General features: G+C 73.4%; 23 protein-coding genes and 1 pseudogene. 19 read left to right on the forward strand and 5 right to left on the reverse strand.

Annotated features, from left to right (window positions below; genetic code table 11):
* The first annotated feature begins 83 nt into the window (after positions 1-83).
* The 12 genes from ACFYP3_RS27195 (at position 84) to ACFYP3_RS27250 (ending at position 13,809) form a co-directional block, all read left to right on the forward strand.
* Positions 84-2,048 carry an NB-ARC domain-containing protein gene (locus ACFYP3_RS27195; RefSeq protein WP_388837653.1) on the forward strand — a complete coding sequence of 655 codons (1,965 nt, stop codon included), beginning with the start codon at positions 84-86 and terminating at the stop codon, positions 2,046-2,048.
* Between the two features lie 152 nt (positions 2,049-2,200).
* Positions 2,201-3,316 carry an alanine dehydrogenase gene (ald, locus tag ACFYP3_RS27200; RefSeq protein ID WP_388837655.1) on the forward strand — a complete coding sequence of 372 codons (1,116 nt, stop codon included), beginning with the start codon at positions 2,201-2,203 and terminating at the stop codon, positions 3,314-3,316.
* 368 nt (positions 3,317-3,684) lie between these two features.
* On the forward strand, positions 3,685-4,803 hold the full coding sequence (locus ACFYP3_RS27205) for a ParA family protein (protein ID WP_388837658.1): 1,119 nt from the start codon (positions 3,685-3,687) through the stop codon (positions 4,801-4,803).
* Positions 4,788-5,327, forward strand: a complete 540-nt coding sequence (locus ACFYP3_RS27210; RefSeq protein ID WP_362858638.1) for a hypothetical protein — start codon at positions 4,788-4,790, stop codon at positions 5,325-5,327. The genes ACFYP3_RS27205 and ACFYP3_RS27210 overlap by 16 nt, the downstream gene beginning before the upstream one ends.
* 1,060 nt (positions 5,328-6,387) lie before the next feature.
* Complete coding sequence (locus tag ACFYP3_RS27215) at positions 6,388-7,488, forward strand: segregation and condensation protein A (protein ID WP_388837789.1); 1,101 nt, start codon at positions 6,388-6,390, stop codon at positions 7,486-7,488.
* Positions 7,485-8,120 (forward strand): SMC-Scp complex subunit ScpB, encoded by a 636-nt coding sequence (gene scpB / locus ACFYP3_RS27220; protein ID WP_388837662.1) that lies wholly within the window; start codon positions 7,485-7,487, stop codon positions 8,118-8,120. The genes ACFYP3_RS27215 and scpB overlap by 4 nt, the downstream gene beginning before the upstream one ends.
* Complete coding sequence (locus tag ACFYP3_RS27225; RefSeq protein ID WP_388837665.1) at positions 8,120-9,490, forward strand: pseudouridine synthase; 1,371 nt, start codon at positions 8,120-8,122, stop codon at positions 9,488-9,490. Before scpB ends, ACFYP3_RS27225 begins: the two co-directional genes overlap by 1 nt.
* A 116-nt stretch (positions 9,491-9,606) precedes the next feature.
* Entirely contained in the window at positions 9,607-10,239 is a 633-nt protein-coding gene (gene pnuC, locus ACFYP3_RS27230) for a nicotinamide riboside transporter PnuC (RefSeq protein ID WP_388837668.1), read from the forward strand.
* On the forward strand, positions 10,236-11,315 hold the full coding sequence (locus tag ACFYP3_RS27235) for an AAA family ATPase (RefSeq protein ID WP_388837671.1): 1,080 nt from the start codon (positions 10,236-10,238) through the stop codon (positions 11,313-11,315). The genes pnuC and ACFYP3_RS27235 overlap by 4 nt, the downstream gene beginning before the upstream one ends.
* On the forward strand, positions 11,312-12,040 hold the full coding sequence (locus tag ACFYP3_RS27240) for an NUDIX domain-containing protein (protein ID WP_388837674.1): 729 nt from the start codon (positions 11,312-11,314) through the stop codon (positions 12,038-12,040). The genes ACFYP3_RS27235 and ACFYP3_RS27240 overlap by 4 nt, the downstream gene beginning before the upstream one ends.
* On the forward strand, positions 12,037-13,047 hold the full coding sequence (locus tag ACFYP3_RS27245) for an ADP-ribosylglycohydrolase family protein (RefSeq protein WP_388837677.1): 1,011 nt from the start codon (positions 12,037-12,039) through the stop codon (positions 13,045-13,047). Before ACFYP3_RS27240 ends, ACFYP3_RS27245 begins: the two co-directional genes overlap by 4 nt.
* A 3-nt stretch (positions 13,048-13,050) precedes the next feature.
* Positions 13,051-13,809: a DNA polymerase beta superfamily protein gene (locus ACFYP3_RS27250; protein WP_388837680.1), complete on the forward strand. Its 759-nt coding sequence runs from the start codon at positions 13,051-13,053 to the stop codon at positions 13,807-13,809.
* A 30-nt stretch (positions 13,810-13,839) separates the two neighbouring features.
* Here ACFYP3_RS27250 and ACFYP3_RS27255 read toward each other — a convergent pair whose 3' ends face one another.
* From ACFYP3_RS27255 to ACFYP3_RS27265, 3 genes are all read right to left on the reverse strand, one after another.
* Positions 13,840-14,520, reverse strand: a complete 681-nt coding sequence (locus ACFYP3_RS27255) for a DNA polymerase beta superfamily protein (protein WP_388837683.1) — start codon at positions 14,518-14,520, stop codon at positions 13,840-13,842.
* A 28-nt stretch (positions 14,521-14,548) separates the two neighbouring features.
* Positions 14,549-15,031 carry a Rieske (2Fe-2S) protein gene (locus ACFYP3_RS27260; RefSeq protein WP_388837686.1) on the reverse strand — a complete coding sequence of 161 codons (483 nt, stop codon included), beginning with the start codon at positions 15,029-15,031 and terminating at the stop codon, positions 14,549-14,551.
* Between the two features lie 83 nt (positions 15,032-15,114).
* Positions 15,115-15,456 (reverse strand): DUF952 domain-containing protein, encoded by a 342-nt coding sequence (locus tag ACFYP3_RS27265; protein ID WP_388837689.1) that lies wholly within the window; start codon positions 15,454-15,456, stop codon positions 15,115-15,117.
* Between the two features lie 137 nt (positions 15,457-15,593).
* On the opposite strand from ACFYP3_RS27265, the gene ACFYP3_RS27270 reads away from it, so the two are divergent.
* From ACFYP3_RS27270 to der, 5 genes are all read left to right on the forward strand, one after another.
* Entirely contained in the window at positions 15,594-16,031 is a 438-nt protein-coding gene (locus ACFYP3_RS27270; protein ID WP_388837692.1) for a YidB family protein, read from the forward strand.
* 129 nt (positions 16,032-16,160) lie between these two features.
* Positions 16,161-17,249 carry a prephenate dehydrogenase gene (locus tag ACFYP3_RS27275; RefSeq protein WP_351588261.1) on the forward strand — a complete coding sequence of 363 codons (1,089 nt, stop codon included), beginning with the start codon at positions 16,161-16,163 and terminating at the stop codon, positions 17,247-17,249.
* Positions 17,250-17,377: 128 nt separating this feature from the next.
* Complete coding sequence (cmk, locus tag ACFYP3_RS27280) at positions 17,378-18,085, forward strand: (d)CMP kinase (protein ID WP_388837695.1); 708 nt, start codon at positions 17,378-17,380, stop codon at positions 18,083-18,085.
* Positions 18,040-18,729 (forward strand): lysophospholipid acyltransferase family protein, encoded by a 690-nt coding sequence (locus ACFYP3_RS27285; protein ID WP_388837698.1) that lies wholly within the window; start codon positions 18,040-18,042, stop codon positions 18,727-18,729. Before cmk ends, ACFYP3_RS27285 begins: the two co-directional genes overlap by 46 nt.
* Before the next feature lie 75 nt (positions 18,730-18,804).
* Positions 18,805-20,268: a ribosome biogenesis GTPase Der gene (gene der / locus ACFYP3_RS27290; RefSeq protein WP_388837701.1), complete on the forward strand. Its 1,464-nt coding sequence runs from the start codon at positions 18,805-18,807 to the stop codon at positions 20,266-20,268.
* Positions 20,269-20,305: 37 nt separating this feature from the next.
* Here der and ACFYP3_RS27295 read toward each other — a convergent pair whose 3' ends face one another.
* On the reverse strand, positions 20,306-20,731 hold the full coding sequence (locus tag ACFYP3_RS27295) for a hypothetical protein (RefSeq protein ID WP_388837704.1): 426 nt from the start codon (positions 20,729-20,731) through the stop codon (positions 20,306-20,308).
* Between the two features lie 153 nt (positions 20,732-20,884).
* Positions 20,885-21,691 carry a hypothetical protein gene (locus tag ACFYP3_RS27300; RefSeq protein ID WP_388837707.1) on the reverse strand — a complete coding sequence of 269 codons (807 nt, stop codon included), beginning with the start codon at positions 21,689-21,691 and terminating at the stop codon, positions 20,885-20,887.
* 295 nt (positions 21,692-21,986) lie between these two features.
* Between ACFYP3_RS27300 and ACFYP3_RS27305 the strand changes: the two genes are divergently transcribed.
* Both ACFYP3_RS27305 and ACFYP3_RS27310 read left to right on the forward strand, forming a co-directional pair.
* On the forward strand, positions 21,987-22,736 hold the full coding sequence (locus tag ACFYP3_RS27305; RefSeq protein ID WP_388837710.1) for a transglycosylase family protein: 750 nt from the start codon (positions 21,987-21,989) through the stop codon (positions 22,734-22,736).
* 171 nt (positions 22,737-22,907) lie between these two features.
* Positions 22,908-23,861, forward strand: a pseudogene (locus ACFYP3_RS27310) (helix-turn-helix transcriptional regulator); the annotation flags it as partial.
* Positions 23,862-24,030 lie beyond the last annotated feature (169 nt).

Consider the following 24,030-nt stretch of genomic DNA (forward strand, 5'->3'; position numbering starts at 1 on the left):
GGATTTGCCCGCCGCGCTCCACACGGGTCGTCGCTCTGCGTGAACTACGCTCGCCATCCGAAGGCAGGGAGAGGAGCGGATCCGTGACGGATTTCGTCGGGCGGCGGCGTGAGCTCAAGGAGCTGCGCGAGGACATCGCACGGACCGGGCTCGACACCCTCTCCGGCCGCAAGGCCAAGGCGCCCCGGGCGAGGGTGCTGCTCGTCGCCGGGCGGCCGGGCTCCGGGCGGACGGCCCTCGCCGAGGCGTTCGTGCGCGAGGTGGCGGACGAGTACCCCGGCGGAGTGCTCCGGACCCGGCTCGTCCTCCCCGGAGGGGAGACGGTGGACACCGAGCGCGCCGTCCGGGGCCTGCTGGAAGCGCTCGGCATGCCCACCCCGCCCGGAGCCGGCGAGGACGAGCTGAGCTCGGCCCTGCGCACCGCGCTCGACGGCCGACGGGTGATCATCCTGGTCGACGACGCCGCCGATCCGCACCAGGTCGACGCCCTGCTGCCGGACACCCCCGAGTGCCTCGTCGTGGTCACCGCCGAGGGCCCCCTCACGGGGATCCCGGACGTGCGGCCCTGCACCCTCGGCGGGCTCGACACGCCTTCCGCCGTGGAGCTGCTCGCCCAGCACATCGGCGACACCCGCGTCACCGCCGACCCCCGGGCCGCCGACGCCCTCGCCGAGGAGTGCGGGGGCCAGCCCGCGGCGCTCCGCCTCGTCGGCGGGTGGCTCGCCGCCCGGCCCAAGGCCTCCGTCGCCGATGTGGCCAAGCAGCTGCACGAGATGCCGGCCCTCGTCGGCGGCCCGCTCGCCCGGTGTTTCCGGCTCGTCTACGAGTCCCTGCCGCAGCCCGCCCAGCGGACCCTGCGGCTGCTGCCGCTGGCCCCGGCCGGCCTCGTCGACTCGCACACCGTCTCCGCCCTCGCCGGCTGCTCCGTGGCCGGGGCCCAGGCCACGCTGGACGATTTCGCCGGGCTGGGACTCGTACAGGGCGCGCACGACGGACTGTTCCTGCTGCCCGGCTGCCTCGCCCCCATGCTGCAGGCCCTGCTGGAGGCCAAGGAGCGGCCCGCCGAGGTCCAGCTGGCCCGGGCCCGGATGCTGGAGCGCACGGTCCGGCTGCTGCACTCCTGCGGGGCGATGGCCTCGGCGGACGAGGAGGAGGTCCGGGAGGTGCTGGACGGCCTGCCGCGCGCCCTGCGCTTCCCGGACCGGCGGGCCGCCGCCACCTGGCTGGACACCCGGCTGCCCGCCCTCTGCGCGGCCGCCTCGCTGGCCGTGGCCGACGGGGAGCTGGACACCCTGGCCCGCCGGCTGGTCGCCGCCCTCGTCCGGGCCCTCGCCGAGCACCGCGGCACCGCCGGGGCCGCCCCCGAGCTCTACGGTCTGCACCGGCTGGTCCTGGGCGTGGCGGAGCGCCGCGGGCTGCACCGCGAGCAGGCCGCCGCGCTGCTGAACCTGGCCGATCTGGACGCCGAGACCGGCCGGACCCACGAGGCCCTGGAGCGCTACCGGGCCGCGCTGGTCGCGGGAAAGGCCGCCGGGGACCCGTACGCGACCAGCCGCGCGATGGAATCCGTAGGCGGCGCGTACCAGGAGCTGGCGGACTGGCACCGGGCCGCCGACTGGTTCGGCCGGGCCCTCTCCCAGGCCCTCGCGCGGGGGGAGCGCGCGGACGAGGCCCGGCTGTACGGGCGGCTGGGGAACGTGCACACCTACGCGGGCCGGTACGGGGACGCGCTGCGCAGCTGGCGGGCGGCCGCCGCGGGCTACCGGAAACTGGCAGATGTGCCGGGGCAGGCAAAGGCGTTGAGCGAGATGGCGCGGGTCCAGGAGTACGCGGGACGGCCCGAGGAATCCCTGCACACCTGCCGGGAGGCGGTGGAGCTCGCGCGCAGGGCCGGCGACCAGCGGCTTCAGGCCGCGCTGCAGGTGCGGCTGGCCGACACGCTGGACCGACTGGGAGACCCCGCGGCCGCCAGGCTGCACCGCTCCGCAGCCGACAGATTGCTGGGCGACGACCCCGCAGCCTGCGAAATCCGCAGTGATATCGACTGAGATTATTTGTTTGCAAGGCTAGACAGCGCGTCGTCCTTCATTAGACTGGCTTCACCACGACATCCCGTGGTGCATCCCGTTGCGCGTTCTTGTGGGCGGGTATGTATGGAAGTGCCCCGAAAAATCCCCTGAGCCAAGGACCGTGATCGACGATGAAGGTCGGCATCCCCCGCGAGGTCAAGAACAACGAGTTCCGGGTCGCCATCACGCCCGCCGGCGTGCATGAGCTGGTCCGCAACGGCCACCAGGTCTTCGTCGAGCAGAACGCCGGTGTCGGCTCCTCGATCACGGACGCCGAGTACGTCTCGGCCGGTGCGGAGATCCTCGGCACCGCCGACGAGGTCTGGGCCACCGCCGACCTGCTGCTGAAGGTCAAGGAGCCGATCGCGGAGGAGTACCACCGCCTCCGCAAGGACCAGACCCTCTTCACCTACCTGCACCTGGCGGCCTCCCGCGAGTGCACGGACGCCCTGCTGGAGTCCGGCACCACCGCCATCGCGTACGAGACGGTCGAGCTCGCCAACCGCGCGCTGCCGCTGCTCGCCCCGATGTCCGAGGTCGCGGGCCGGCTGGCCCCGCAGGTCGGCGCCTACCACCTGATGCGCTCGGCCGGCGGCCGCGGCGTGCTCCCGGGCGGCGTCCCCGGCACCCACGCCGGTGAGTGCGTGGTCATCGGCGGCGGCGTCTCCGGCTGGAACGCCGCGCAGATCGCCATCGGCATGGGCTTCCACGTGACCCTGCTCGACCGCGACATCAACAAGCTCCGCGAGGCCGACAAGATCTTCGGTACGAAGATCAAGACGATCGTCTCCAACGCCTACGAGCTGGAGAAGGCCGTCGTCGAGGCCGACCTCGTCATCGGCGCGGTGCTGATCCCGGGTGCGAAGGCCCCGAAGCTGGTCACCAACGAGCTCGTCGCCAAGATGAAGCCCGGAAGTGTACTTGTCGACATTGCGATCGACCAGGGTGGCTGCTTCGAGGACTCCCGTCCGACCACCCACGCCGAGCCGACCTTCCGGGTCCACAACTCGGTCTTCTACTGCGTCGCCAACATGCCGGGTGCGGTGCCGAACACCTCCACCTACGCGCTGACCAACGCCACGCTGCCCTACATCGTGCAGCTCGCGAACCTCGGCTGGGTCGAGGCGCTGCGTCGTGACCCCGCGCTCGGTCTGGGCCTCAACACCCATGACGGCCAGGTCGTTTACGGTCCGGTCGCCGAGGCCCACGGTCTCGAGACCGTTGAGCTGAGCACGCTCCTCGGCTGACGCGTCAACGACTGACGTCAATCTCACGTATCCGGCCGGACCTTGCCCGCAAGGTCCGGCCGGACGCGTTTGAGGCATGCCCGGAGACCCCGCTCAACTCGCCTCGAACGTAACCCTTTAACCCTTTCGCACACCCGCGAAACTTCGCAGCGACAGCTCGCACGCCCTTGACAGAGTGGTGTTCGGTTGCCGACACATCGTGCCGGGTCCGGCGGATTGTGTTGCCGCTGAGTGGTGACACGCCATAGAGTCGCCAACCGTCGGCATGGTGCCACGCTGACCTATCGATAAGTGTCCTGGTCACGTCCGAGGAGGTAAGACGACTTGTGAATGAGTCGACATTTGCCCCTGGGGGTGGTCGAGCAGGGATGCCCGAGCGGGGCCAAGGCCCTGCCGGGCTCGAAGCCGTCGGCTCCGTCGCGGTACGCACCTTCGCAAACCACCAGCACATGACGACGCCCCAAAAGAGCATGGACGGCCTAGACGTGAACTCCAGGGCCGGCGACCTGAGCGGCGAAAAGCCCACTGGTTTCGCCGACTACGACAACGTGCCCGAAGGGCACTTCTACGACCCCGACGCGGAGTACGAACCGGACCCCGAGTACGCGGCCACCCTCGCCCCCGACGCTGCCCGCCAGCGCCGTGAGCGGATCGGCCCGACCGGACGCCCGCTCCCGTACTTCCCGATCCCGGGTCCGCTGACCGACCACGGTCCGGCGAAGATCATCGCGATGTGCAACCAGAAGGGCGGCGTGGGCAAGACCACGTCGACCATCAACCTGGGTGCCGCGCTCGCCGAGTACGGGCGCCGCGTGCTGCTTGTCGACTTCGACCCGCAGGGCGCGCTGTCCGTGGGTCTCGGCGTGAACCCGATGGAACTCGACCTGACGGTCTACAACCTGCTCATGGAGCGGGGCATGTCGGCCGACGAGGTGCTGCTCAAGACGGCGGTCCCCAACATGGACCTGCTGCCGAGCAACATCGACCTGTCCGCTGCGGAAGTGCAGTTGGTCAGTGAGGTCGCGCGCGAGTCCACCCTGCAGCGGGCCCTGAAGCCCCTGATGGCCGACTACGACTACATCGTGATCGACTGTCAGCCCTCGCTCGGTCTGCTGACCGTGAACGCCCTGACGGCGGCTCACAAGGTCATCGTCCCGCTGGAGTGCGAGTTCTTCGCGCTGCGCGGCGTGGCGCTGCTGACCGAGACCATCGAGAAGGTGCAGGAGCGGCTCAACCCCGACCTGGAGCTCGACGGCATCCTCGCCACGATGTACGACTCCCGTACGGTGCACAGCCGTGAGGTGCTGGCGCGCGTCGTCGAGGCCTTCGACGACCACGTCTACCACACGGTCATCGGCCGCACGGTGCGCTTCCCGGAGACCACGGTCGCCGGTGAGCCGATCACGACGTACGCGTCCAACTCCGTCGGCGCCGCCGCCTACCGCCAGCTGGCCAGGGAGGTGCTCGCCCGGTGTCACGCCGAGTGAGTCTGCCCGGAGCCGACGAACTGTTCCGTACGACCGGGGGGATGGCGCTCCAGTCGTCCTCGCCGCGGCGCGGGGTCGACGAGGCACCCGTCGCGGAGCACTCGGCGAGTTCGGCCGAGGGCGCCGCGGGGGAGGGCCGCAGCCGGGAGGCTGAGGCCGGTACGGCGTCCGGCGGGCCCGTCGTGGGGCAGCCGCGACGACCGCAGGAAGGTTCTGTCAGCCCCGCCGGCCCGGCCGGCGGGGCGGTGGCCGCCCCGACCGGCGCGACCCGCCGGGGCAAGGGGCAGGGCCGCGGCGCGAACCGGCGGCCCAGCGGCCGCGAACGGCACGACGAGAAGATCACGGTCTACGTCTCCGCCGAGGAGCTCATGGACCTGGAACACGCGCGGCTGGTGCTGCGCGGGGAGCACGGGCTGGCGGTCGACCGGGGCCGCATCGTCCGTGAGGCGGTGGCCGTGGTCCTCGCCGACCTCGAGTCCCGCGGGGACGCGAGCATCCTGGTCCGCCGCCTACGCGGCCGCTGACCGCCCAAAGCCCCCGCCCCAGCCCGGGACGCCCAGCCCCTCCCGGGCCCGCCTCGCCGCTTCCCGGCCCCGGCCGGTGCGTCGAAGTCTGTGCCGGGCCCGGCGGGGACGCCGAGTCCCTCCTTGCCGCTCCCGGGCCCCGGCCGGTACGCCGAAGCATCCTGGACCCTCCTTGCGACTACCGACTTCCGGCTGAAACGCCAAAGTCTCTGCCGGGCTCGGCCCGTCGCTCCCGGCCCCCGGCCGGTACGCCGAAGTCTCTGCCGGGCCTCCTTCTCGCTTCCGGGCCCGGTCTGACGCCGAGGCATCCCGGGCCCTCCTTGCGGCTACCGGCCTCCGGCTGGGACACCGAAGGCTCTGCCGGGCCCGCCTTGCCGCTCCCGGCTCCGCCTTGCCGATTCCGCCCCGGGCCCGACGCTGAAGGCTCTGCCGGGCCCGCCTTGCCGCTCCCGGCTCCGCCTTGCCGATTCCGCCCCCGGCCCGACGCTGAAGGCTCTGCCGGGCCCGCCTTGCCGCTCCCGGCTCCGCCTTGCCGATTCCACCCCCGGCCCGACGCTGAAGGCTCTGCCGGGCCCGCCTTCTCGCTTCCGGGCCCGGTCTGACGCCGAGGCATCCCGGGCCCGCCTTGCCGCTACCGGCCCCGGCGGGGGCGCCGAGGCCTCCCGGGCCGTCTTGTCGCTCCGGCCTCGCCCGGAGGCCCGGGCCCTCCCGGGCCCGTCTTGCCGCTCGCGGCCCCCGGCCGGTACGGCCAAGGCTCTGCCGGGGCCGCCTTGCCGGTTCCGGCCCGGCTGGGACGCCGAGGGTATGTCGGGCTCGCCTGGCGGCTGCCGGGTCCCGGCTGGGAGGGCGAGGCCCTTCCGGGGATCCCGTGGCGTTCCCTACCGGCGAGGGTACGGTGACCCGCCTTGTCGCAGGGGCCGGCCGCCGTGCGGTGCGAGGCGGCTGGGGCGCGAGTACGGGCAACACGGCGCGGGTCGGGCGAGATCCCAAGAGACGGCCTAGGCTGCTCGTGGCTGTCCGCAGCCCGCCGCCGCTGCCCCTGCGCACCACCTGGACCGCAATGCCCTTCCCCGCCGCTTCCGGCCGACCGCCCCGGCGAACGCTGGGGCGCGGCCCCGGCACACCGGAGGCGGCCGACACGGGAGCGGTCCCCGAAGCCCCTGAGGCGCCCGCTGTCCGCCCGGCGGCGCCACCCGGCGGGGCGGAGGCCCGGAAGCCCCCCGCCCCCGCACACGCCCCCGTACAAGCCCACGGCCCCGCCACAGCCGTCCCGGCCGCCCCCGCCCCGCCGGAAGGCGACGCCGTACCCGCCGCCGACGGCTCGGGCGGGGACACGGCCGAGGTCCCCGCCGGCCCCGCCGGAGGCGACGGGCGGTTCACGTTGCGGCTCGCCAACTTCGAGGGGCCCTTCGACCTGCTGCTCCAGCTGATCTCGCGGCACAAGCTCGACGTCACCGAGGTCGCGCTGTCCAAGGTCACGGACGAGTTCATGGCCCACATCCGGGCCATGGGGCCGGACTGGGACCTCGACCAGACCACCGAGTTCCTCGTCGTCGCCGCCACCCTCCTCGACCTGAAGGCCGCCCGGCTGCTGCCGGCGGCCGAGGTCGAGGACGAGGCGGACCTCGCCCTCCTGGAGGCCCGCGACCTGCTCTTCGCGCGCCTGCTCCAGTACCGCGCGTACAAGCAGATCGCCGAGATCTTCGAGGCGCGGGCCGAGGCCGAGGGCAGGCGGTACCCGAGGACCGTCGGGCTGGAGCCGCACCACGCGGACCTGCTGCCCGAGGTCGTCATCAGCATCGGGCCCGAAGGCTTCGCCCGCCTCGCCGTCAAGGCCATGCAGCCGAAGGCCAAGCCGCAGGTGTACGTGGACCACATCCACGCGCCCCTCGTCAGCGTGCGCGAGCAGGCCGGGCTCGTGGTGCGGATGCTGAAGGCGCGCGGGGAGGCCACCTTCCAGGAGCTCACCGAGGACGCCGCCGACACCCTCACCGTCGTCGCGCGCTTCCTGGCCCTCCTGGAGCTCTACCGGGAGAAGGCGGTGGTCCTCGACCAGGAGGAGGCCCTGCGGACGCTCACCGTCCGTTGGAGCGGCGGCGACGGCGACGGCATGCCGACCGTGACCGACGAGTTCGACCAGATCGTGGAGGCGAAGGATTGAGCAGCGGAGCGACGAGCGCGGTGGCCGCGCTGGAGCTGAAGCCGGCGCTGGAAGCCGTGCTCATGGTCGTGGACGAGCCCGCGACCGAGGCGCACCTCGCGAAGGTGCTGGAGCGGACCCCGCGCGAGGTCGCGGACGCGCTGCGCGAGCTCGCCGACGAGTACACGGCCGCGCGCAGGGGGTTCGAGCTGCGGCTGGTCGCCGGCGGCTGGCGGTTCTACACCCGGGCGGAGTACGCCCCGGCCGTCGAGGGCTTCGTACTGGACGGCCAGCAGGCCCGGCTCACCCAGGCGGCTCTGGAGACCCTCGCGGTCGTCGCGTACCGCCAGCCGGTGAGCCGCTCGCGGGTCTCGGCCGTCCGCGGAGTCAACTGCGACGGGGTGATGCGGACCCTCCTCCAGCGCGGTCTGGTGGAGGAGGCGGGGACGGAACCCGAAACAGGTGCGATCCTATACAGGACGACGAACTACTTTCTGGAGCGGATGGGCCTGCGAGGCCTGGACGAGCTCCCGGAGCTCGCGCCCTTCCTCCCCGAGGCGGACGCGATCGAAGCCGAGACGCAAGAAGGTGTGCCGTCGTTCGATCCGGATGCTCCGGATACCGATGTAGACGACAAGACGACGGACATTTGATGCGAAGCAGCGGCAACGGCAACGGTGGCGGCAACAGGAACAGCGGCGGCGGCGGTGGTGGCGGGCGCGGCGGTAACTCCCGCGGCGGCTCCTCCTCCGGCGGCAACTACCGCGGTGGCTCCTCCGGCGGTGGCAGCTCCCGCGGCGGCTCCTCCTCCGGCGGCGGCTCCCGCGGTGGCTCCTCCTCGGGCGGCCCCCGCGGTGGCGGCTCCCGCGGCGGCTCCACCGGAGGCGGCGGCGGTTACCGCGGCGGCAGCTCCGGCGGCGGCTACCAGGGTGGTGGCGGCTACCAGGGCGGTGGCTCGGACTCCCGCGACCGCGACCAGGCCCCGCCGCCGCGGATCCGCAACCCGCGCCCCGAGGAGCGCCGCTACGACGTGGGCCCCGAGGGTGAGCGCAGCGGTCGCAGCGGCCCCAAGGCCGGCGGCGGCGGTGCCCGCGGCGCGGCGGCGCGCGGTGGCGCCAAGGGCGGTCCCCGGACCTCCAGGACCCCCGGCATCGGCGGCGCCGGCGGCCCGCGCAGCGGCCCCGGCAGCCGCAGCGGCCAGTCCCGCCCGCGCGAGCTGGACGCGCGGATCGAGGAGCGCGTGCGCGACCGGTACGCCGACAAGCCCGTGATCAAGACCCCGAAGACCTTCCCGGGCGCCGAGGAGGAGGGTGAGCGTCTGCAGAAGGTGCTCGCCCGCGCCGGCATGGGCTCGCGCCGCGCCTGCGAGGAGCTCATCGAGCAGGCCCGCGTCGAGGTCAACGGCGAGATCGTGCTGGAGCAGGGCAAGCGCGTCCAGCCGAAGGACGAGATCAAGGTGGACGGTCTGACCGTCGCCACCCAGTCGTACCTGTTCTTCGCGCTGAACAAGCCCGCCGGTGTCGTCTCCACGATGGAGGACCCCGACGGCCGCCAGTGCCTCGGCGACTACGTCACCAACCGTGAGACGCGTCTCTTCCACGTCGGCCGGCTCGACACCGAGACCGAGGGCATCATCCTGCTCACCAACCACGGTGAGCTGGCCCACCGCCTCACGCACCCGAAGTACGGCGTGCAGAAGACGTACGTCGCCGCGATCACCGGCTCGCTGCCGCGTGACATCGGCAAGCGGCTCAAGGACGGCATCGAGCTGGAGGACGGGTACGCCCGCGCCGACAACTTCCGCGTCGTCGACCAGGTCGGCAAGAACTACCTGGTCGAGGTGACCCTCCACGAGGGCCGCAAGCACATCGTGCGCCGCATGCTGGCCGAGGCGGGCTTCCCCGTCGACAAGCTCGTCCGGACCTCCTTCGGCCCGATCGAGCTCGGCGACCAGAAGTCCGGCTGGCTGCGCCGCCTGACCAACACCGAGGTCGGCATGCTGATGCGCGAGGTCGGTCTGTAGGACCACCCGCTCCCGGAACGAGGAAGCCCGCAGTGCCCTTCGGCGCTGCGGGCTTTTCCCTTGCCCGGACACCCCCGCCCTGTTTATAGTCAGGATGACTATTAAAGGGGGTCGTCATGAGCTGGACCGAGGTACTCGGGTTCGCCACTGGTGCCCTGTGCGTCTGGCTCGTGGCCCGACAGCACATCGCCAACTGGCCGATCGGCATCGCCAACAACGTCTTCTTCATCGTGCTCTTCGCCCAGGCCGGCCTCTACGCCGACGCCGGGCTCCAGATCGTCTTCATCGCCCTCGCCGCCTACGGCTGGTGGTCCTGGACCCACGGGGGTGGACCAGGGTCCGCCGGGGCCCTGCCGGTGCGCCGTACCACGCGCACCGAATGGGCCGGGCTCGCCGCGGCGGGGGCGGTGACGGTGCTCGGGCTCACGCTGCTGCTGAGCCGGGCCACCGACTCCACCGTCCCGTTCTGGGACGCGCTGACCACCGGGCTCTCGCTCCTCGCCACGTACGGGCAGTGCCGCAAGCTCGTCGAGTCCTGGTGGCTGTGGATCGCGGCCGACCTCGTCTACATCCCGCTCTACCTCTACAAGGGCCTCCACCTGACGGCCGTCCTCTACGCCGGCTTCCTCGTGCTCTGCGTGGCCGGACTCCTCGGCTGGCGGCGCTCGCTGCCCGCCCGGGGCGTCCGTACGGCGGCGGACGCGGCGGACGCGGCGGACGCGACGGGGGCGAAGGGGGCGGCGGCGTGAGGCGCCACGGGCACGGCCTGGTCCTCGGCAAGTTCTACCCGCCGCACGCCGGCCACCACCACCTCGTGCGCACCGCCCAGGACCAGTGCGAGCGGCTGACCGTGCTGGTGTGCGCGGCCTCCGTCGAGTCGGTCCCGCTGGCCGACCGGGTCGCGTGGATGCGCGAGGCGCACCCCGGGGCCGAGATCGTCGGCGCGGTCGACGACGTCCCGGTCGACCTGCACGACCCGGCGATCTGGGAGGCCCACATGGCGGTGTTCCGCAGCGCGGTCCCCGGCCGGGTGGACGCCGTGTTCACCTCGGAGGAGTACGGCGGCGAGCTCGCCCGCCGGTTCGGCGCCGAGGAGGTCCTGGTGGACCGGGAGCGCACGCTGTTCCCGGTGTCGGGGACGGCGGTGCGCAGGGATCCCGTCGGCTCCTGGGAGTTCCTCGGGCCGGCCGTGCGCGCCGCGCTGACCCGGCGGGTCGTCGTCCTGGGCGCGGAGTCCACCGGAACCACCACGCTGTCGCGGGCCCTGGCGGACCACTACCGGCGGCGCGGCGGCGTCTGGGCCAAGACCGGCTGGGTCGCCGAGTACGGGCGCGCGTACAGCGAGCAGAAGCTGGCGCAGGCCCGCGCGGCCGACCCGGCGGCCTCCTGGGCGGACGTGTCCTTCACCTCGGAGGAGTTCCCGGTCATCGCCCGCCGGCAGGACGCCGACGAGGAACGGGCCGCCCGGCTCGGCTCCCCGGTGCTGTTCTGCGACACCGACTCCTTCGCGACCGGGATCTGGCACGAGCGGTACCTGGGCGGTCGCAACCCCGAGGTCGAGCGGATCGCCGCCCGGCGCCGGCGCGACCTGTACCTGCTGACGGACCACGCCGACGTGCCCTTCGAGGACGACGGGCTGCGCGACGGACCGCAGCTCAGGCCCTGGATGACGGAGCGGTTCCGGGCGGAACTGGAGCGCACCGGGAGACGTTTCCTCGTCGTGCGCGGGGACCGGGCGGCCCGGCTGGACACGGCCGTCCGGGCCGTGGACGAACTGCTCGCCGAGGGCTGGCACTTCACCGACCCCCTCCCGGAGAACCGATGACGGCCGGCTATGACCCGTCCGCGTTCGAGCCGTTCGCGGTGACCGTCGACCTGGCCGTCTTCACGGTGCGCGAGGGAGCCCTGCACGTCCTGCTGATCCGGCGTGGCCAGGAGCCGTACGCGGGGTCCTGGGCGCTGCCCGGGGGATTCGTCCTGCCGCGGGAGTCCGCGGAGAGCGCCGCCCGGCGCGAACTGGCCGAGGAGACCGGCCTGCCGGAGGACGTCGTGGCCGCGCTCCACCTGGAACAGCTGCGCACCTACAGCGAACCGGACCGGGACCCGCGGATGCGGGTGGTCTCGGTGGCCTTTACGGCACTGGTCCCGGACCTGCCCGAACCGGCGGCGCAGGGCGGCGGGGACGCGGCGCACGCCCGCTGGCTGGCGGTGGGAGAGGCCTCGGACCTGGCCTTCGACCACGCCGAGATCCTGGCGGACGCGCGGGAGCGGATCGGCTCGAAGCTGGAGTACACCTGCCTGGCCACCGCCTTCTGCCCGCCGGAGTTCACCCTGGGCGAGCTGCGGGCCGTCTACGAGACCGTCTGGGACACCGCCCTCGACCGCCCCAACTTCCGCCGCAAGGTCCTGACGACGCCCGGGTTCGTCGAGCCCGTGCCGGGCGCCGCCCGGCTCACCGGCGGTCGGGGCAAACCGGCCGCCCTCTACCGGCCCGGTCCGGCGACCGTCCTGCACCCCCCTCTGCTCCGACCGGAAGGACCCACTCGATGACGAAGCGAGCCGCGACGGGCGCCCTGATCGGCCTGGCCCTGGGCGACGCCCTCGGCTTCCCCACCGAGTTCCACGACGTGCCCTCGATCCTGGCCAAGACGGGCTCGTGGCGGGAGATGCGGCTCCCGCGCCCGGCGATCGTCACGGACGACACCCAGATGACCCTCGCCCTCGCGCGCGGCATGCGCACCGCCGCGGAGCACGGCCGGGTCGGCCCGGCGCGACTGGCCCGGCCGGTCCGCGAGGAGTTCGTCGACTGGTACCACTCCCCGGAGAACAACCGGGCGCCGGGGAACACCTGCCTCAAGGCCTGCAGCCTCCTGAACCTGCCCGAACGGGACTGGCGGGACGCCAGCCAGCTCGGCTCCAAGGGCTGCGGCGCGAACATGCGCGTGGCCCCGGTCGGGCTGGTGCCCGGCTGGACGGAGGAGGAACGGGCGGGCGCGGCCCAGCTCCAGGCGGCCCTCACCCACGGGCACCCGACGGCGCTCGCGGCCTCCGACCTGACGGCACGGGCCGTGTACCTGCTCGCCACGGGCACCGAGGTGACGGGCCTCGTCGGTCGGCTGCGTTCGTACGCCCTGGAGAACCGCACCCGCTACCACGAGCGCTGGCTCGGCGACCTGTGGATGCGGACCGCCTCCGACGCCTCGCCCGAGTCCTTCACGGCGCGCGGCTGGGACGAGTGCCTGGCGGTCCTGGAGCGGCTGGCGGCGGCCCTGCGCTCCCCGTCCCCGGAGACGGACCCCTGCCTGAGCACCGGCGACGGCTGGATCGCGGAGGAGGCCCTCGCCACCGCCCTCCAGTGCTTCCTCCTCTTCCCCGACGAGCCGCTCCTGGCCCTGCGCCGCGCGGCCTGCACGAGGGGCGACTCGGACTCCCTCGCCTGTCTCGCCGGCGCCTTCGCCGGAGCCCACCTCGGGGCGGACGTCTGGCCCCGGGAATGGGAGGGCCGCATCGAGTACCGGGACGAACTCCTGGCCTTCGGCGCCCTCTGGGATGCTTGATCCATGCTGGACGCACTGAGTATCGACCTGACCCCCGTCGTGGCGGAGCAGCCCGACCCGCTGCTCTTCGCCACGGTCTCGGGCGCGCACCTGTACGGCTTCCCGTCCCGGGACTCCGACATCGACCTGCGCGGCGCCCACCTCCTGCCGGCGCAGGCCCTCCTCGGCCTGCGCGAACCGGAGGAGACCCGTACCCGCATGTGGGACCGGGACGACGTGGAGATGGACCTCGTCACGCACGACCTGCGCAAGTTCGTCCGCCTGATGCTGAACCGCAACGGCTACGTCCTGGAGCAGCTGCTCTCCCCGCTCGTGGTCCACACGACCCCGGCGCACGAGGAGCTGATCGCGCTGGCCCCGGGCGTGCTGACCTCCCACCACGCCCACCACTACCGGGGGTTCGCGGGCACCCAGTGGCGGCTCTTCGGGAAGTCCGCCGAACTCAAGCCGCTGCTCTACGCGTTCCGGGCGCTGCTCACCGGCGTCCACCTGATGCGGTCGGGCACGGTGCAGGCGCACCTGCCGACCCTGCTCGCCGAGGTGCCCGAGGCGCCCCCGTACCTCGCCGCCCTGATCGAGGCCAAGGTGGCCGCCGAACACGGGGGCTACGAGGGCCCGGCCCTCGCCTCGGTGCGCGCGGACTTCGAGGCGCTGCACGCGGTGCTGGACACGGCGCAGTCCGCCTCCGCGCTGCCCGAGCACGCGTCGGCGTACGAGGCCCTCGACGCGTTCGTCGTACGGCGCCGGACGCCAGGCGACTGACGCGAGGCGACCGACGCGAGGCGACCGACGCTACGCGACCGACGCGCGGCGGGCGCGGACCAGGAAGTCCTCGACGCGGGCGCGGTCCGGTTCCGCGGGCAGCGACGTGGTGGCCAGCGCGGTCTCCGTCTCCTCCTGGAGGCGCGCCATCCAGGAGTCGGCCTCGTCCCAGGAGAGCTCCCCGCGGCGGACGGCCAGGAGGCGGTCGCGGTACGGGCCCGCGTCGATGCTCAGGCGGCCCGTGCGCAGGAGGTCGCGGCAGGACAGCAGCAGGCGCAGCAAGTGCATGGCGTGCTTCCAGCGCGGGGCGCCGTGGACGCGGACGTCGGCGAGGAGTTTGCCGCGCTGGGAGGCCGCGTACCGGCTGAAGCTGCTGTGGGCCCGACGGGAGAGGAAGGCCGCGCGCAGCGAGAGCAGCTCCTCGCCCACCGGGGTGAGCTCGTCCACCAGGGGCGAGTGCAGACACTCGAGGACGTTCGGGTTGGCCCGCAGCGCGAGTTCGCAGAAGCGCTCCAGCTCCCACGAGAACTCCTCGTCCCGAGGGCCCTCCACGTGCGTGGGGGGCTTCTCGAACCGCCAGAACAGCGGAGCGGGGGCGAGGTAGACACCGCGCCGGTCGGTGTCGCTCGCCTCCGTCGCCAGCCCGAACGCCCGGGACCCCATCACGCACCGGTAGACCGTGTGGTCCCGTACCAGTGTCAGATCGTCCATGGGGTGAGCGTAGGCGCCTGACCTGCCGCTATGCGAGCGAGATAGTGCCGTCCGCGGCGACCTTGATCTTCTTCTCGGCCAGTCCCTTGGTGGCCGGACCCTTGGTCACCGCGCCGTCCGCGACCGCGAACTTGCTGCCGTGGCAGGGGCAGTCGATGCTGCCGTTCTCCACCTTGTTCACCAGGCAGCCCTGGTGGGGGCAGACCGCCGTGAAACAGCGGAAGGAGCCGGCCGTGGGCTGGGTGACCACGACCTTCTGCTCCTTGAGGACCGTGCCGCCGCCCTTGGGCACGTCCGCGGCCTTGACGAGGACGTCCGCGCCCGTCGAACCGGAGTCCGGGGTGGCGGCGCCGGAGGCGGCGGAGGCGGCGGGTGCGGACGCCGAGACGTTCGACTCTCCCTGGGGGGTCTTCTCGCCGTCACTGCCGCAGGCGGTCAGCGCGCCGCCGGCCAGGGCGGCCGCGCCCGCCGCCAGTACCGTGCGCCGGGCGGTGTGCGTGGGGTCGCTCATGAGTCTCTCCTCGCGTTGTGGCCGGGATGGGCGTGCAGCATCCTGGCCTGCGGCAAGCCTCAGGTGAAGCGTGCCGCGCCGTTTCATCGGCCCGGTTCCCATGGGGCCAGTGAGGCAGGGGTGCCGGGTGTGCGTACGACCTCCCACACGTCGACCACGGCCTCCCGGTTCAACGGGCCGTGGACATGGGGGTAGCGGACGCCCGAGTCACCCTCGCGGCGGACCTCCGCGGTCAGGGCGTCCTCGTCGAGCTCCACCGCGAGCAACGTACCCGGCACCTCGCGGTAGTGGGCGTCGGCGATGGCGAGCACCGTCGGGCGATCGGCCGAACAGTGCACGAAACCCTCCGAGTCCAGTGAGGGCGGGGCGTACGGGAGCCCGGGGGCGGCGGCCCAGTCGGCGAGCGGGACGATGTGGAAGATCATGCGGATCGTTCTACCGCAGCGGCCCGGAGCCCGCGCACCAGGTGGCGGCATGAGGTGACATGGGCGAGATTGTCGGTGACCTGAGGCCGGGTACGGCGCCGTCCGCGCGGCCCGGTCCCTCTTAGAAAGGCAGGACCATGGCGGGTAACGACCTCGGCTCCCTTCTCGGCGGCCTCCTCGGCGGCGGCCAGGGCGGGAGCGGCGGCGCCGGCAACATCCTCGGCGCGCTGATCGGCGCGCTCGGCGGCGGTGGCGCCGGCGGTCGGGCGGCCGGCGGCAACGGCGCGCAGGATCCGCTCGGCGGCCTGCTGGACCTGCTGACCAAGTCCGGCCTCGCCGACCAGGCGCAGTCCTGGATCGGCACCGGTGAGAACCAGCCCGTCAGCGCCGACCAGATCAAGGGTGCCCTCCCGGACGCAGCCCTCCGGAAGGCCGCCGAACAGGCCGGCGTCTCCCCGGAGCAGGCCGCCGACCAGATCGCGCAGGTGCTGCCGCAGGCGGTCGACAAGCTGACACCGCGGGGGCAGGTGCCGTCCGGCTCGCTGGAGGACATCATCAAGGCGCAGGCGCTCTGACCCTCGGCGAACGACAGCCCGGGCCCGGCCGCCGTCCCACCGGACGGACCGCCGGGCCTTCGTGCGCCCACTCTGGCTACCCTGGCCGGGCAGTCCCGTCACCGTGCCGTACGCAACCCTGGAGCGCCCGTGAGAACCGCCGTCGTCATCGGAACCGGACTGATCGGCACCTCCGCGGCGCTCGCCCTGGCGGCGCGCGGGATCACCGTGCACCTCGCCGACCACGACCCCGACCGGGCCCGCACGGCCGCCGCCCTCGGGGCCGGCACCGACGAGGCGCCCGAGGGCCAGGTCGACCTCGCGATCGTCGCCGTACCGCCGGCGCACGTGGCGGCGACGCTCGCCGACCTGATCGGACGCAAGGCGGCGCGCGCGTACGTGGACGTGGCCAGCGTCAAGGGCGGGCCACGGCGGGAGCTCGCGGCCCTCGGCGTGGACGTCACCGCCTACATCGGCACGCACCCCATGGCGGGCAAGGAGCAGTCGGGACCGCTCGCGGCCACCGCGGACCTCTTCGAGGGTCGCCCCTGGGTGCTGACCCCGACCCGGGACACCGAACACGAGGTGCTGAACCTCGCGCTGGAGCTGGTGGCCCTGTGCCGGGCCGTTCCCGTGGTGATGGACGCGGACGCGCACGACCGGGCGGTGGCGCTCGTCTCGCACACCCCGCAGCTGGTCTCCAGCATGGTCGCGGCCCGGCTGGAGGAGGCCGACGAGACGGCGGTCCGGCTGTGCGGGCAGGGCATAAGGGACGTGACCCGGATCGCGGCCTCCGACCCGCGGATGTGGGTGGAGATCCTCTCGGCCAACCCGGGGCCGGTGGCCGACGTCCTCGCCGGGATCGCGGCCGACCTGGAGGAGACCGTGGAGGCGCTGCGGGGCCTCCAGTCGGCCGACGTGGAGAAGCGGCGCGGTGGCGCGGCGGGCATCGAGGACGTGCTGCGGCGCGGGAACGCGGGCCGGGTACGGGTGCCGGGCAAGCACGGCGCGGCGCCGACGGTCTACGAGACGGTGGCCGTCCTCATCAGCGACCAGCCGGGCGAGCTGGCGCGGATCTTCGCCGATGCCGGGCGGGCCGGGGTCAACATCGAGGACGTGCGGATCGAGCACGCGACGGGGCAGCAGGCGGGCCTCGTGCAGCTGATGGTGGAGCCGCGGGCGGTGGCCGGCCTGACGGCCGAGCTGCGGGAACGGGGCTGGGCGCTGCGCCAGCAGTAGCCGCCCCGGGCCCCCGGCGGGACCGGATGTGCACGGCGGGGCCGGGGGGTGTCCGGGGCCGGTAACCTTGGGGAGGGGCGTTTTGCCGCGCCCGGACACGTACGCGCAACCAGGAAGGTGCCCGCACCGTGGAAACCGCAGCTCCGTCCGCCGTGATCGTCGCCATCGACGGTCCCTCCGGCACGGGCAAGTCCAGCACCTCCAAGGCCGTGGCCGCCAAGCTCGGGCTGCGCTACCTGGACACCGGTGCCCAGTACCGGGCCATCACCTGGTGGATGATCACCAACGGCGTCGACACCGACGACCCGCAGGCCGTCGCCGTCGCCGCGGGCAAGCCCGCCCTCGTCTCCGGCACCGACCCGGCCGCCCCCACCATCACGGTGGACGGCCTCGACGCCGCCGGCCCCATCCGCACCCGGGAGGTCACCGCCAAGGTCAGCGCCGTCAGCGCCGTCCCCGAGGTGCGCACCCTGATCACCGAGCTCCAGCGCTCCATCGCCGCCGCGGCCGCCCTGGAGGCCGAGGGGATCGTCGTCGAGGGCCGGGACATCGGCACCACCGTGCTGCCCGACGCCGACCTCAAGGTCTTCCTGACCGCCTCCGCCGAGGCGCGCGCCGCCCGGCGCAGCGGCGAGCTCCGCGGCAAGGAGGCCACCGATCTGGCGGCCACCAAGGAGGCGCTGATCAAGCGCGACGCGGCCGACTCCGGCCGCAAGACCTCCCCGCTGGCCAAGGCCGACGACGCCGTCGAGGTGGACACCACCGAGCTCACGCTCGACCAGGTGATCGAATGCGTCGTGACCCTGGTGGAAGAGAAGCGGGCGGGCCGCAAGTGAGCGAATCGCCCTCCCTCACGGGTGCGGCGGTCGGCAGGCGCATCGGCATCGGGCTCATGTACGGGCTGTGGAAGCCGCGCGTACTGGGCGCCTGGAAGGTGCCCGCCTCCGGCCCCGTGATCCTCGCCGTGAACCACTCGCACAACATAGACGGCCCGATGGTCATGGGCACCGCGCCGCGCCCCCTGCACTTCCTGATCAAGAAGGAAGCGTACGTCGGCCCGCTCGGCCCCTTCCTCGACGGCATCGGGCAGGTCAAGGTCGACCGCACCGGCGCCGACCGGACGGCCATAGGCCGCGCCCTGAAGGTGCTCGACAACGGAGGGGCCCTGGGGATCTTCCCCGAGGGCACCCGCGGCGAAGGGGACTTCGCCTCGCTGCGCGCGGGCCTCGCGTACTTCGCGGTCCGCAGCGGAGCACCCGTCGTACCCGTGGCCGTCCTGGGCAGCAGCGAGAACCGCGGAAAGCTGATCCCGGGGCTGCCGCCCTTCAAGAGCCGGGTCGACGTCGTCTTCGGCTCCGCCTTCGACGCCGGCGACGGCACGGGCCGACGTACCCGCACCGCGCTGGACGAGGCCACCACACGCATCCAGGACCGGCTGACCGCCCACCTGGCCGACGCCAAGCGCCTGACCGGGCGCTGAGCGAGACTTGACCTAGTAGTGGAACCGCGCTGCGCGGGTGCCACCGACCACCACGAACGACGAGGAACGGACTTCATGAACGACCAGCACGACCACGGAGCACTTGGCGACGCCGAGTACGCGGAGTTCATGGAGCTCGCCGCGGAAGAGGGCTTCGACATCGAGGACGTCGAAGGCGCCATCGAGGAGGCGGGCCACGGCCCGCTGCCCGTCCTCGCCGTCGTGGGCCGCCCGAACGTCGGCAAGTCGACCCTGGTGAACCGGATCATCGGCCGTCGCGAGGCCGTCGTCGAGGACAAGCCCGGCGTCACCCGCGACCGCGTCACGTACGAGGCCGAATGGGCCGGCCGGCGCTTCAAGGTCGTCGACACCGGCGGCTGGGAGCAGGACGTCCTCGGCATCGACGCCTCCGTCGCCGCCCAGGCCGAGTACGCCATCGAGGCCGCCGACGCGGTCGTCTTCGTCGTCGACGCCAAGGTCGGCGCCACCGACACCGACGAGGCCGTCGTCCGCCTGCTGCGCAAGGCCGGCAAGCCCGTCGTCCTGTGCGCCAACAAGGTCGACGGCCAGAGCGGCGAGTCCGACGCGGCCTCCCTGTGGTCGCTGGGCCTCGGCATGCCGCACCCGGTCTCCTCGCTGCACGGCCGCGGTACGGGCGACATGCTCGACGCCGTCCTCGACGCCCTGCCGGAGGCGCCCGAGCAGACCTTCGGCGGCGCCGCCCCCGGCGGCCCGCGCCGGATCGCGCTGATCGGCCGCCCGAACGTCGGCAAGTCCTCGCTGCTCAACAAGGTGGCGAAGGAGGACCGCGTCGTCGTCAACGAGCTGGCCGGCACCACCCGCGACCCGGTCGACGAGCTGATCGAGCTCGGCGGCATCACCTGGAAGTTCGTCGACACCGCCGGCATCCGCAAGAAGGTCCACCTCCAGCAGGGCGCCGACTACTACGCCTCGCTGCGCACGGCCGCCGCCGTCGAGAAGGCGGAGGTCGCGGTGATCCTCATCGACACCACCGAGACCATCAGCGTCCAGGACCAGCGCATCATCACCATGGCCGTCGAGGCCGGCCGCGCGATCGTCATCGCCTACAACAAGTGGGACGAGCTCGACGAGGAGCGCCGCTACTACCTCGAGCGCGAGATCGAGACCGAGATGCAGCAGGTCGCCTGGGCGCCCCGGGTGAACGTCTCCGCGCTCACCGGCCGCCACATGGAGAAGCTGGTCCCGGCGATCGAGACCGCCCTCGCGGGCTGGGAGACGCGCGTCCCCACCGGCCGGCTGAACGCCTTCCTCGGTGAGGTCGTCGCCGCCCACCCGCACCCGATCCGCGGCGGCAAGCAGCCCCGCATCCTGTTCGGTACCCAGGCGGGGAGCAAGCCGCCGCGGTTCGTCCTCTTCGCCTCCGGCTTCCTCGAGCACGGCTACCGGCGCTTCATCGAGCGCCGCCTGCGCGAGGAGTTCGGCTTCGAGGGCACCCCGATCCACATCTCGGTGCGGGTGCGCGAGAAGCGCGGCGCCCAGTACAAGAAGAAGAAGTAGCAGCGCGGGCCGCGGTACGCGGACGGGCTGTCCGGGGTCAGTAGCCCCGGCGCGGAGCGGGCGGCAGGGCCGCCGGGACGTGCGTCATCCCGGTCTGGTGCTGCCGCCCGCCGGCGTATCCGGGGCTGCCCGCGTACGAGTACGCCGGCTGCGGCTGTGGCTGCGGGGTGTACGAGGCCTGCCAGTCGTCGGTCCGCTGCCACGCCGAACCGCTCCAGCCGCTGCCGTACGAGCTGCCCCCGCCGCTGTACCCGCCCCCGTAGGAGAAGGCCGTGAACCCGAGGTCCTCCTCGCCCGTCCGGTCGCCCGGCAGGGCCCGGAAGGCACGCAGGTACTCGGAGTACAGCGTGTCGTAGATCGGGGTGTGCGAGACGGCCGGAGCGCTGTCCCGGTCGCGTGCGGGCCGCAGCGCGGGGACGGTGCTCGGATAGGACGGGGCGCGGGAGGAGTCGTATGAATGCACGTATCAGCCAACGAAACCGACGGCTTGCGGATGCGGGGTGACGGGGGAGGAAACGCAGATCGCCGGGGGTGCGCGGGACGGACCGCACACCCCCGGCGCACGCCACCGGGCCCCCTCGACGGGGGCTGGCGGCCGTTCCGGTGACCGGCTGGATCAGACCCCGGGCGTACCCGCCAGGGGCATCGCGGCGGCCACGAGCTTGCCCGAGGCGGCGGCCTTGTCGAGCGCGTCGCGCAGCAGGTCCTCGCGGGGCTGCTGACCGATGGAGCCGACCGGCGCGGCGTAGATGAGCACGCGCTGGGTCTTCTGGACGGCGGCGCGCCAGCCGTCGGTGACCGACAGCGCCTGGTGCGCCTGCCACCAGGCGACCTGGCCGCCGCCCTCGGTGCCCGGCTGCAGCACGGCGTGCAGCTGGCCGCCGGCGAGCAGGACCGACCAGCCGCCCAGGACCGTGGGGAGCTCGGCGGTGTCGGTGACCGGGATGAAGCCCTGCTCGATGAGGAGCGGCAGGAAGTCGTCGCCGGGGCCGTCGCTGCCGGGGCGGGCGATCGGCGCGGTCGGCTCGACGACCAGGGCCGGGTGCAGCTCGCCGCCGATGAGGATCAGGCCGCTGGTGATGCCGAGGACGGCCTGGCCGCCGGGCACGTTCTGCGGGGCGCCGCCGTCGACGCCGGGTGCCGGGCTGTCGCCGGTGATGCTGCGGACGGCGCCCTGGAGCTGCTCCTCGGAGACGGAGACGACCTGCGAGGGGATGCAGGTGGCGTGGGCGAAGGCGAGGACGGCGGTCTCCTCGCCGACGAACAACACCGTGCTGGTGCGGTCGTTCTCGGGGTCGCCCGGGGTGCGGCAGGAAGTGCAGTCGTAACTGCGCGGCGCGTCCTCGCCGACGAGCAGCCTGTCGGCTTCTTCGTCACCGATCTCGGCACGTACCTCATCACTGACGTCGAGCATGCGCGGCACGGGGTGGCTCCTCGGCATAGGTGCGGGGCCGGGGGACTCCCGGCTCGCCGGGCTCAACGGGGGAGCGGTGGCCGGGGTCACGCCATTGGAGGGAACGAAATCGAACCGGCCCCCCGGAAGAGTGAACCGTCTGACCGGAGCGTTGTTTTCGTTCCAACTGTTTTCTGATTGTGCTCAGTTGGCGGCCGGGTATGGCCGTTTGGGGCGGGGGTGGCGGTCGGCCGACCGGGTGGGGTGCGGTGACCCGCCGCGCGGCGGGCCGGAGGGGGCCGCGGGGGCTGCGTAGCGTGACCCGATGCCCAACCTCCGGATCCGCCGGGCCGGCGCCGTCGGCGTCGCCGCTGCCGCCGTGCTGGTGCTCGTACTTCCCTGCGGCCCCGCGGCCGCGGCTCCGCCACCGCCCGCGCCCGGACCGGCGGGCGCGGCGCATCCCGGCTCGCCCGGGGTGATCGGCAGCGGGCCTGGAGACTGCGGACCGGGCGGGGAGTGGCCCTGGGACTGCGTGGCCGACTGCGAGAGCGGCGGGCGGTGGGCGGTCAACACCGGCAACGGCTTCTACGGGGGACTGCAGTTCTGGCAGCCGACCTGGGAGGAGTACGGCGGGCTGGCGTTCGCCCGGCGGGCCGACCTCGCGACCCGGGCACAGCAGATCCGGGTCGCGGAGGAACTCCTCGGCTCGCAGGGGTGGAACGCCTGGCCGGTGTGCTCGAAGCGGTACGGGCTGGCCGGGCGGATGCACACGGTGCGGGCCGGGGACACGCTGGTGTCGATCGCGCGCAAGCACCGGGTGCGGGGCGGGTGGCGGACGCTGTACGAGGCGAACCGGGAGCTGATCGGGCCGCGGCCGGAGGCGATCGCGGCGGGCATGCTGCTGACGATCCCCGACCCGAGGCCGGACCCGAAGCCGGACCCGAAGCCGGACCCGAAGCTGGACCCGCGGCCGTCGGCGAAGCCGGATCCGACGTCCGGGCCGGTGGCTCCGGCGGTGCCGGCCGGGCCGCGCCCCTCGTCCCCCGCCCTGCCCGCGCCGCCGCCCCGCCGCTGACGCCAGGACCGTCCCCGCGCCGGTGCGTGCGCTGACGCTGACAGCACCCAGCCGAACGGCCCGCCCGGACTCCGGCGGTGAGGCGGCCGGTCCACCGCAGACACCCACGGGCCCCGCCCCGCCCGCTCCCACCCGCACCGCGGCGCCGGACCCCGCTGGCAGACTCGGGGGATGCTCGACACCTCCGCACGCCTGCTGCGCCTGCTGTCCCTGCTGCAAGCCCACCGCGAATGGACCGGCGCCGATCTCGCGGAGCGCCTCGGGGTCACCGCGCGCACGGTCCGCCGCGACGTGGACCGGCTGCGGGAGCTGGGGTACCCGGTCAACGCCAGCCCGGGGACCGGTGGCGGCTACCAACTGGGGGCGGGGGCCGAGCTCCCGCCGCTGCTGCTGGACGACGACGAGGCCGTGGCCGTCGCCGTCGGGCTGCGGACCGCCGCGGGGAACGGGGTCGAGGGGATCGGCGAGGCCTCCGTACGCGCCCTCGCCAAGCTGGAGCAGGTGCTGCCCTCGCGGCTGCGTCGCCGGGTGTCCGCGCTCAACGAGTTCACCGTGCCGATGCTCCGCGGGGCCGAGCAGTCCACCGTGGACGCCTCGGTGCTGACCGAGCTGGCCTCCCTCTGCCGGGACGGCGAGCGGTTGCGCTTCGGCTACCGGGACCACGAGGGCAACGTCAGCCGGCGCACCGTCGAGCCGCACCGGCTGGTCTGCACCGAGCGGCGCTGGTACCTCGTCGCCTGGGACGTGGACCGGGACGCGTGGCGGACCTTCCGCGCCGACCGGATCGAGCCCAGACCGCCGCACGGGCCCCGGTTCACCCCGCGCCCGCCGCCCGCCGAGGACCTCGCCGCGTACGTCTCCCAGGGCGTGTCGCAGCGGGTGTACGCGGCCCGGGCGGTGGTGCGGCTGAAGGTTTCCGCGCAGGAGGCGGGCCGCGTCGTCGGGCCGAGCGCCGGCGTCCTGGAACCGGTGGACGGGCAGAGCTGTCTGCTGCGCACCGGGGCGGCGAACCTCGACGTTCTGGTGATTCACCTCATGCTGCTCGGCTGTGAGTTCGAAGTGGTCGAGCCGCCCGAGCTGACGGATCGGATCAGGGCCGCGCGGGATCTCCTGGGGAGGGCCGTGGACGCCGGAGAAGTGAAGGAAATGTAGCGGACCTGAGGGGGATTCAGCTGGTCTGGTCCATGAGGGCCGCGGCAATCTCCGACGGGAATTCCGGGCCGCTCGGCGTCAATTCCAAAGTCCTTGCACGTCGGGCGTGTCGCGCTGCGGATAACAATTTGCGGTTGTAGAT

This window comes from Streptomyces sp. NPDC005533, assembly GCF_042871845.1.
Lineage (GTDB): Bacteria > Actinomycetota > Actinomycetes > Streptomycetales > Streptomycetaceae > Streptomyces.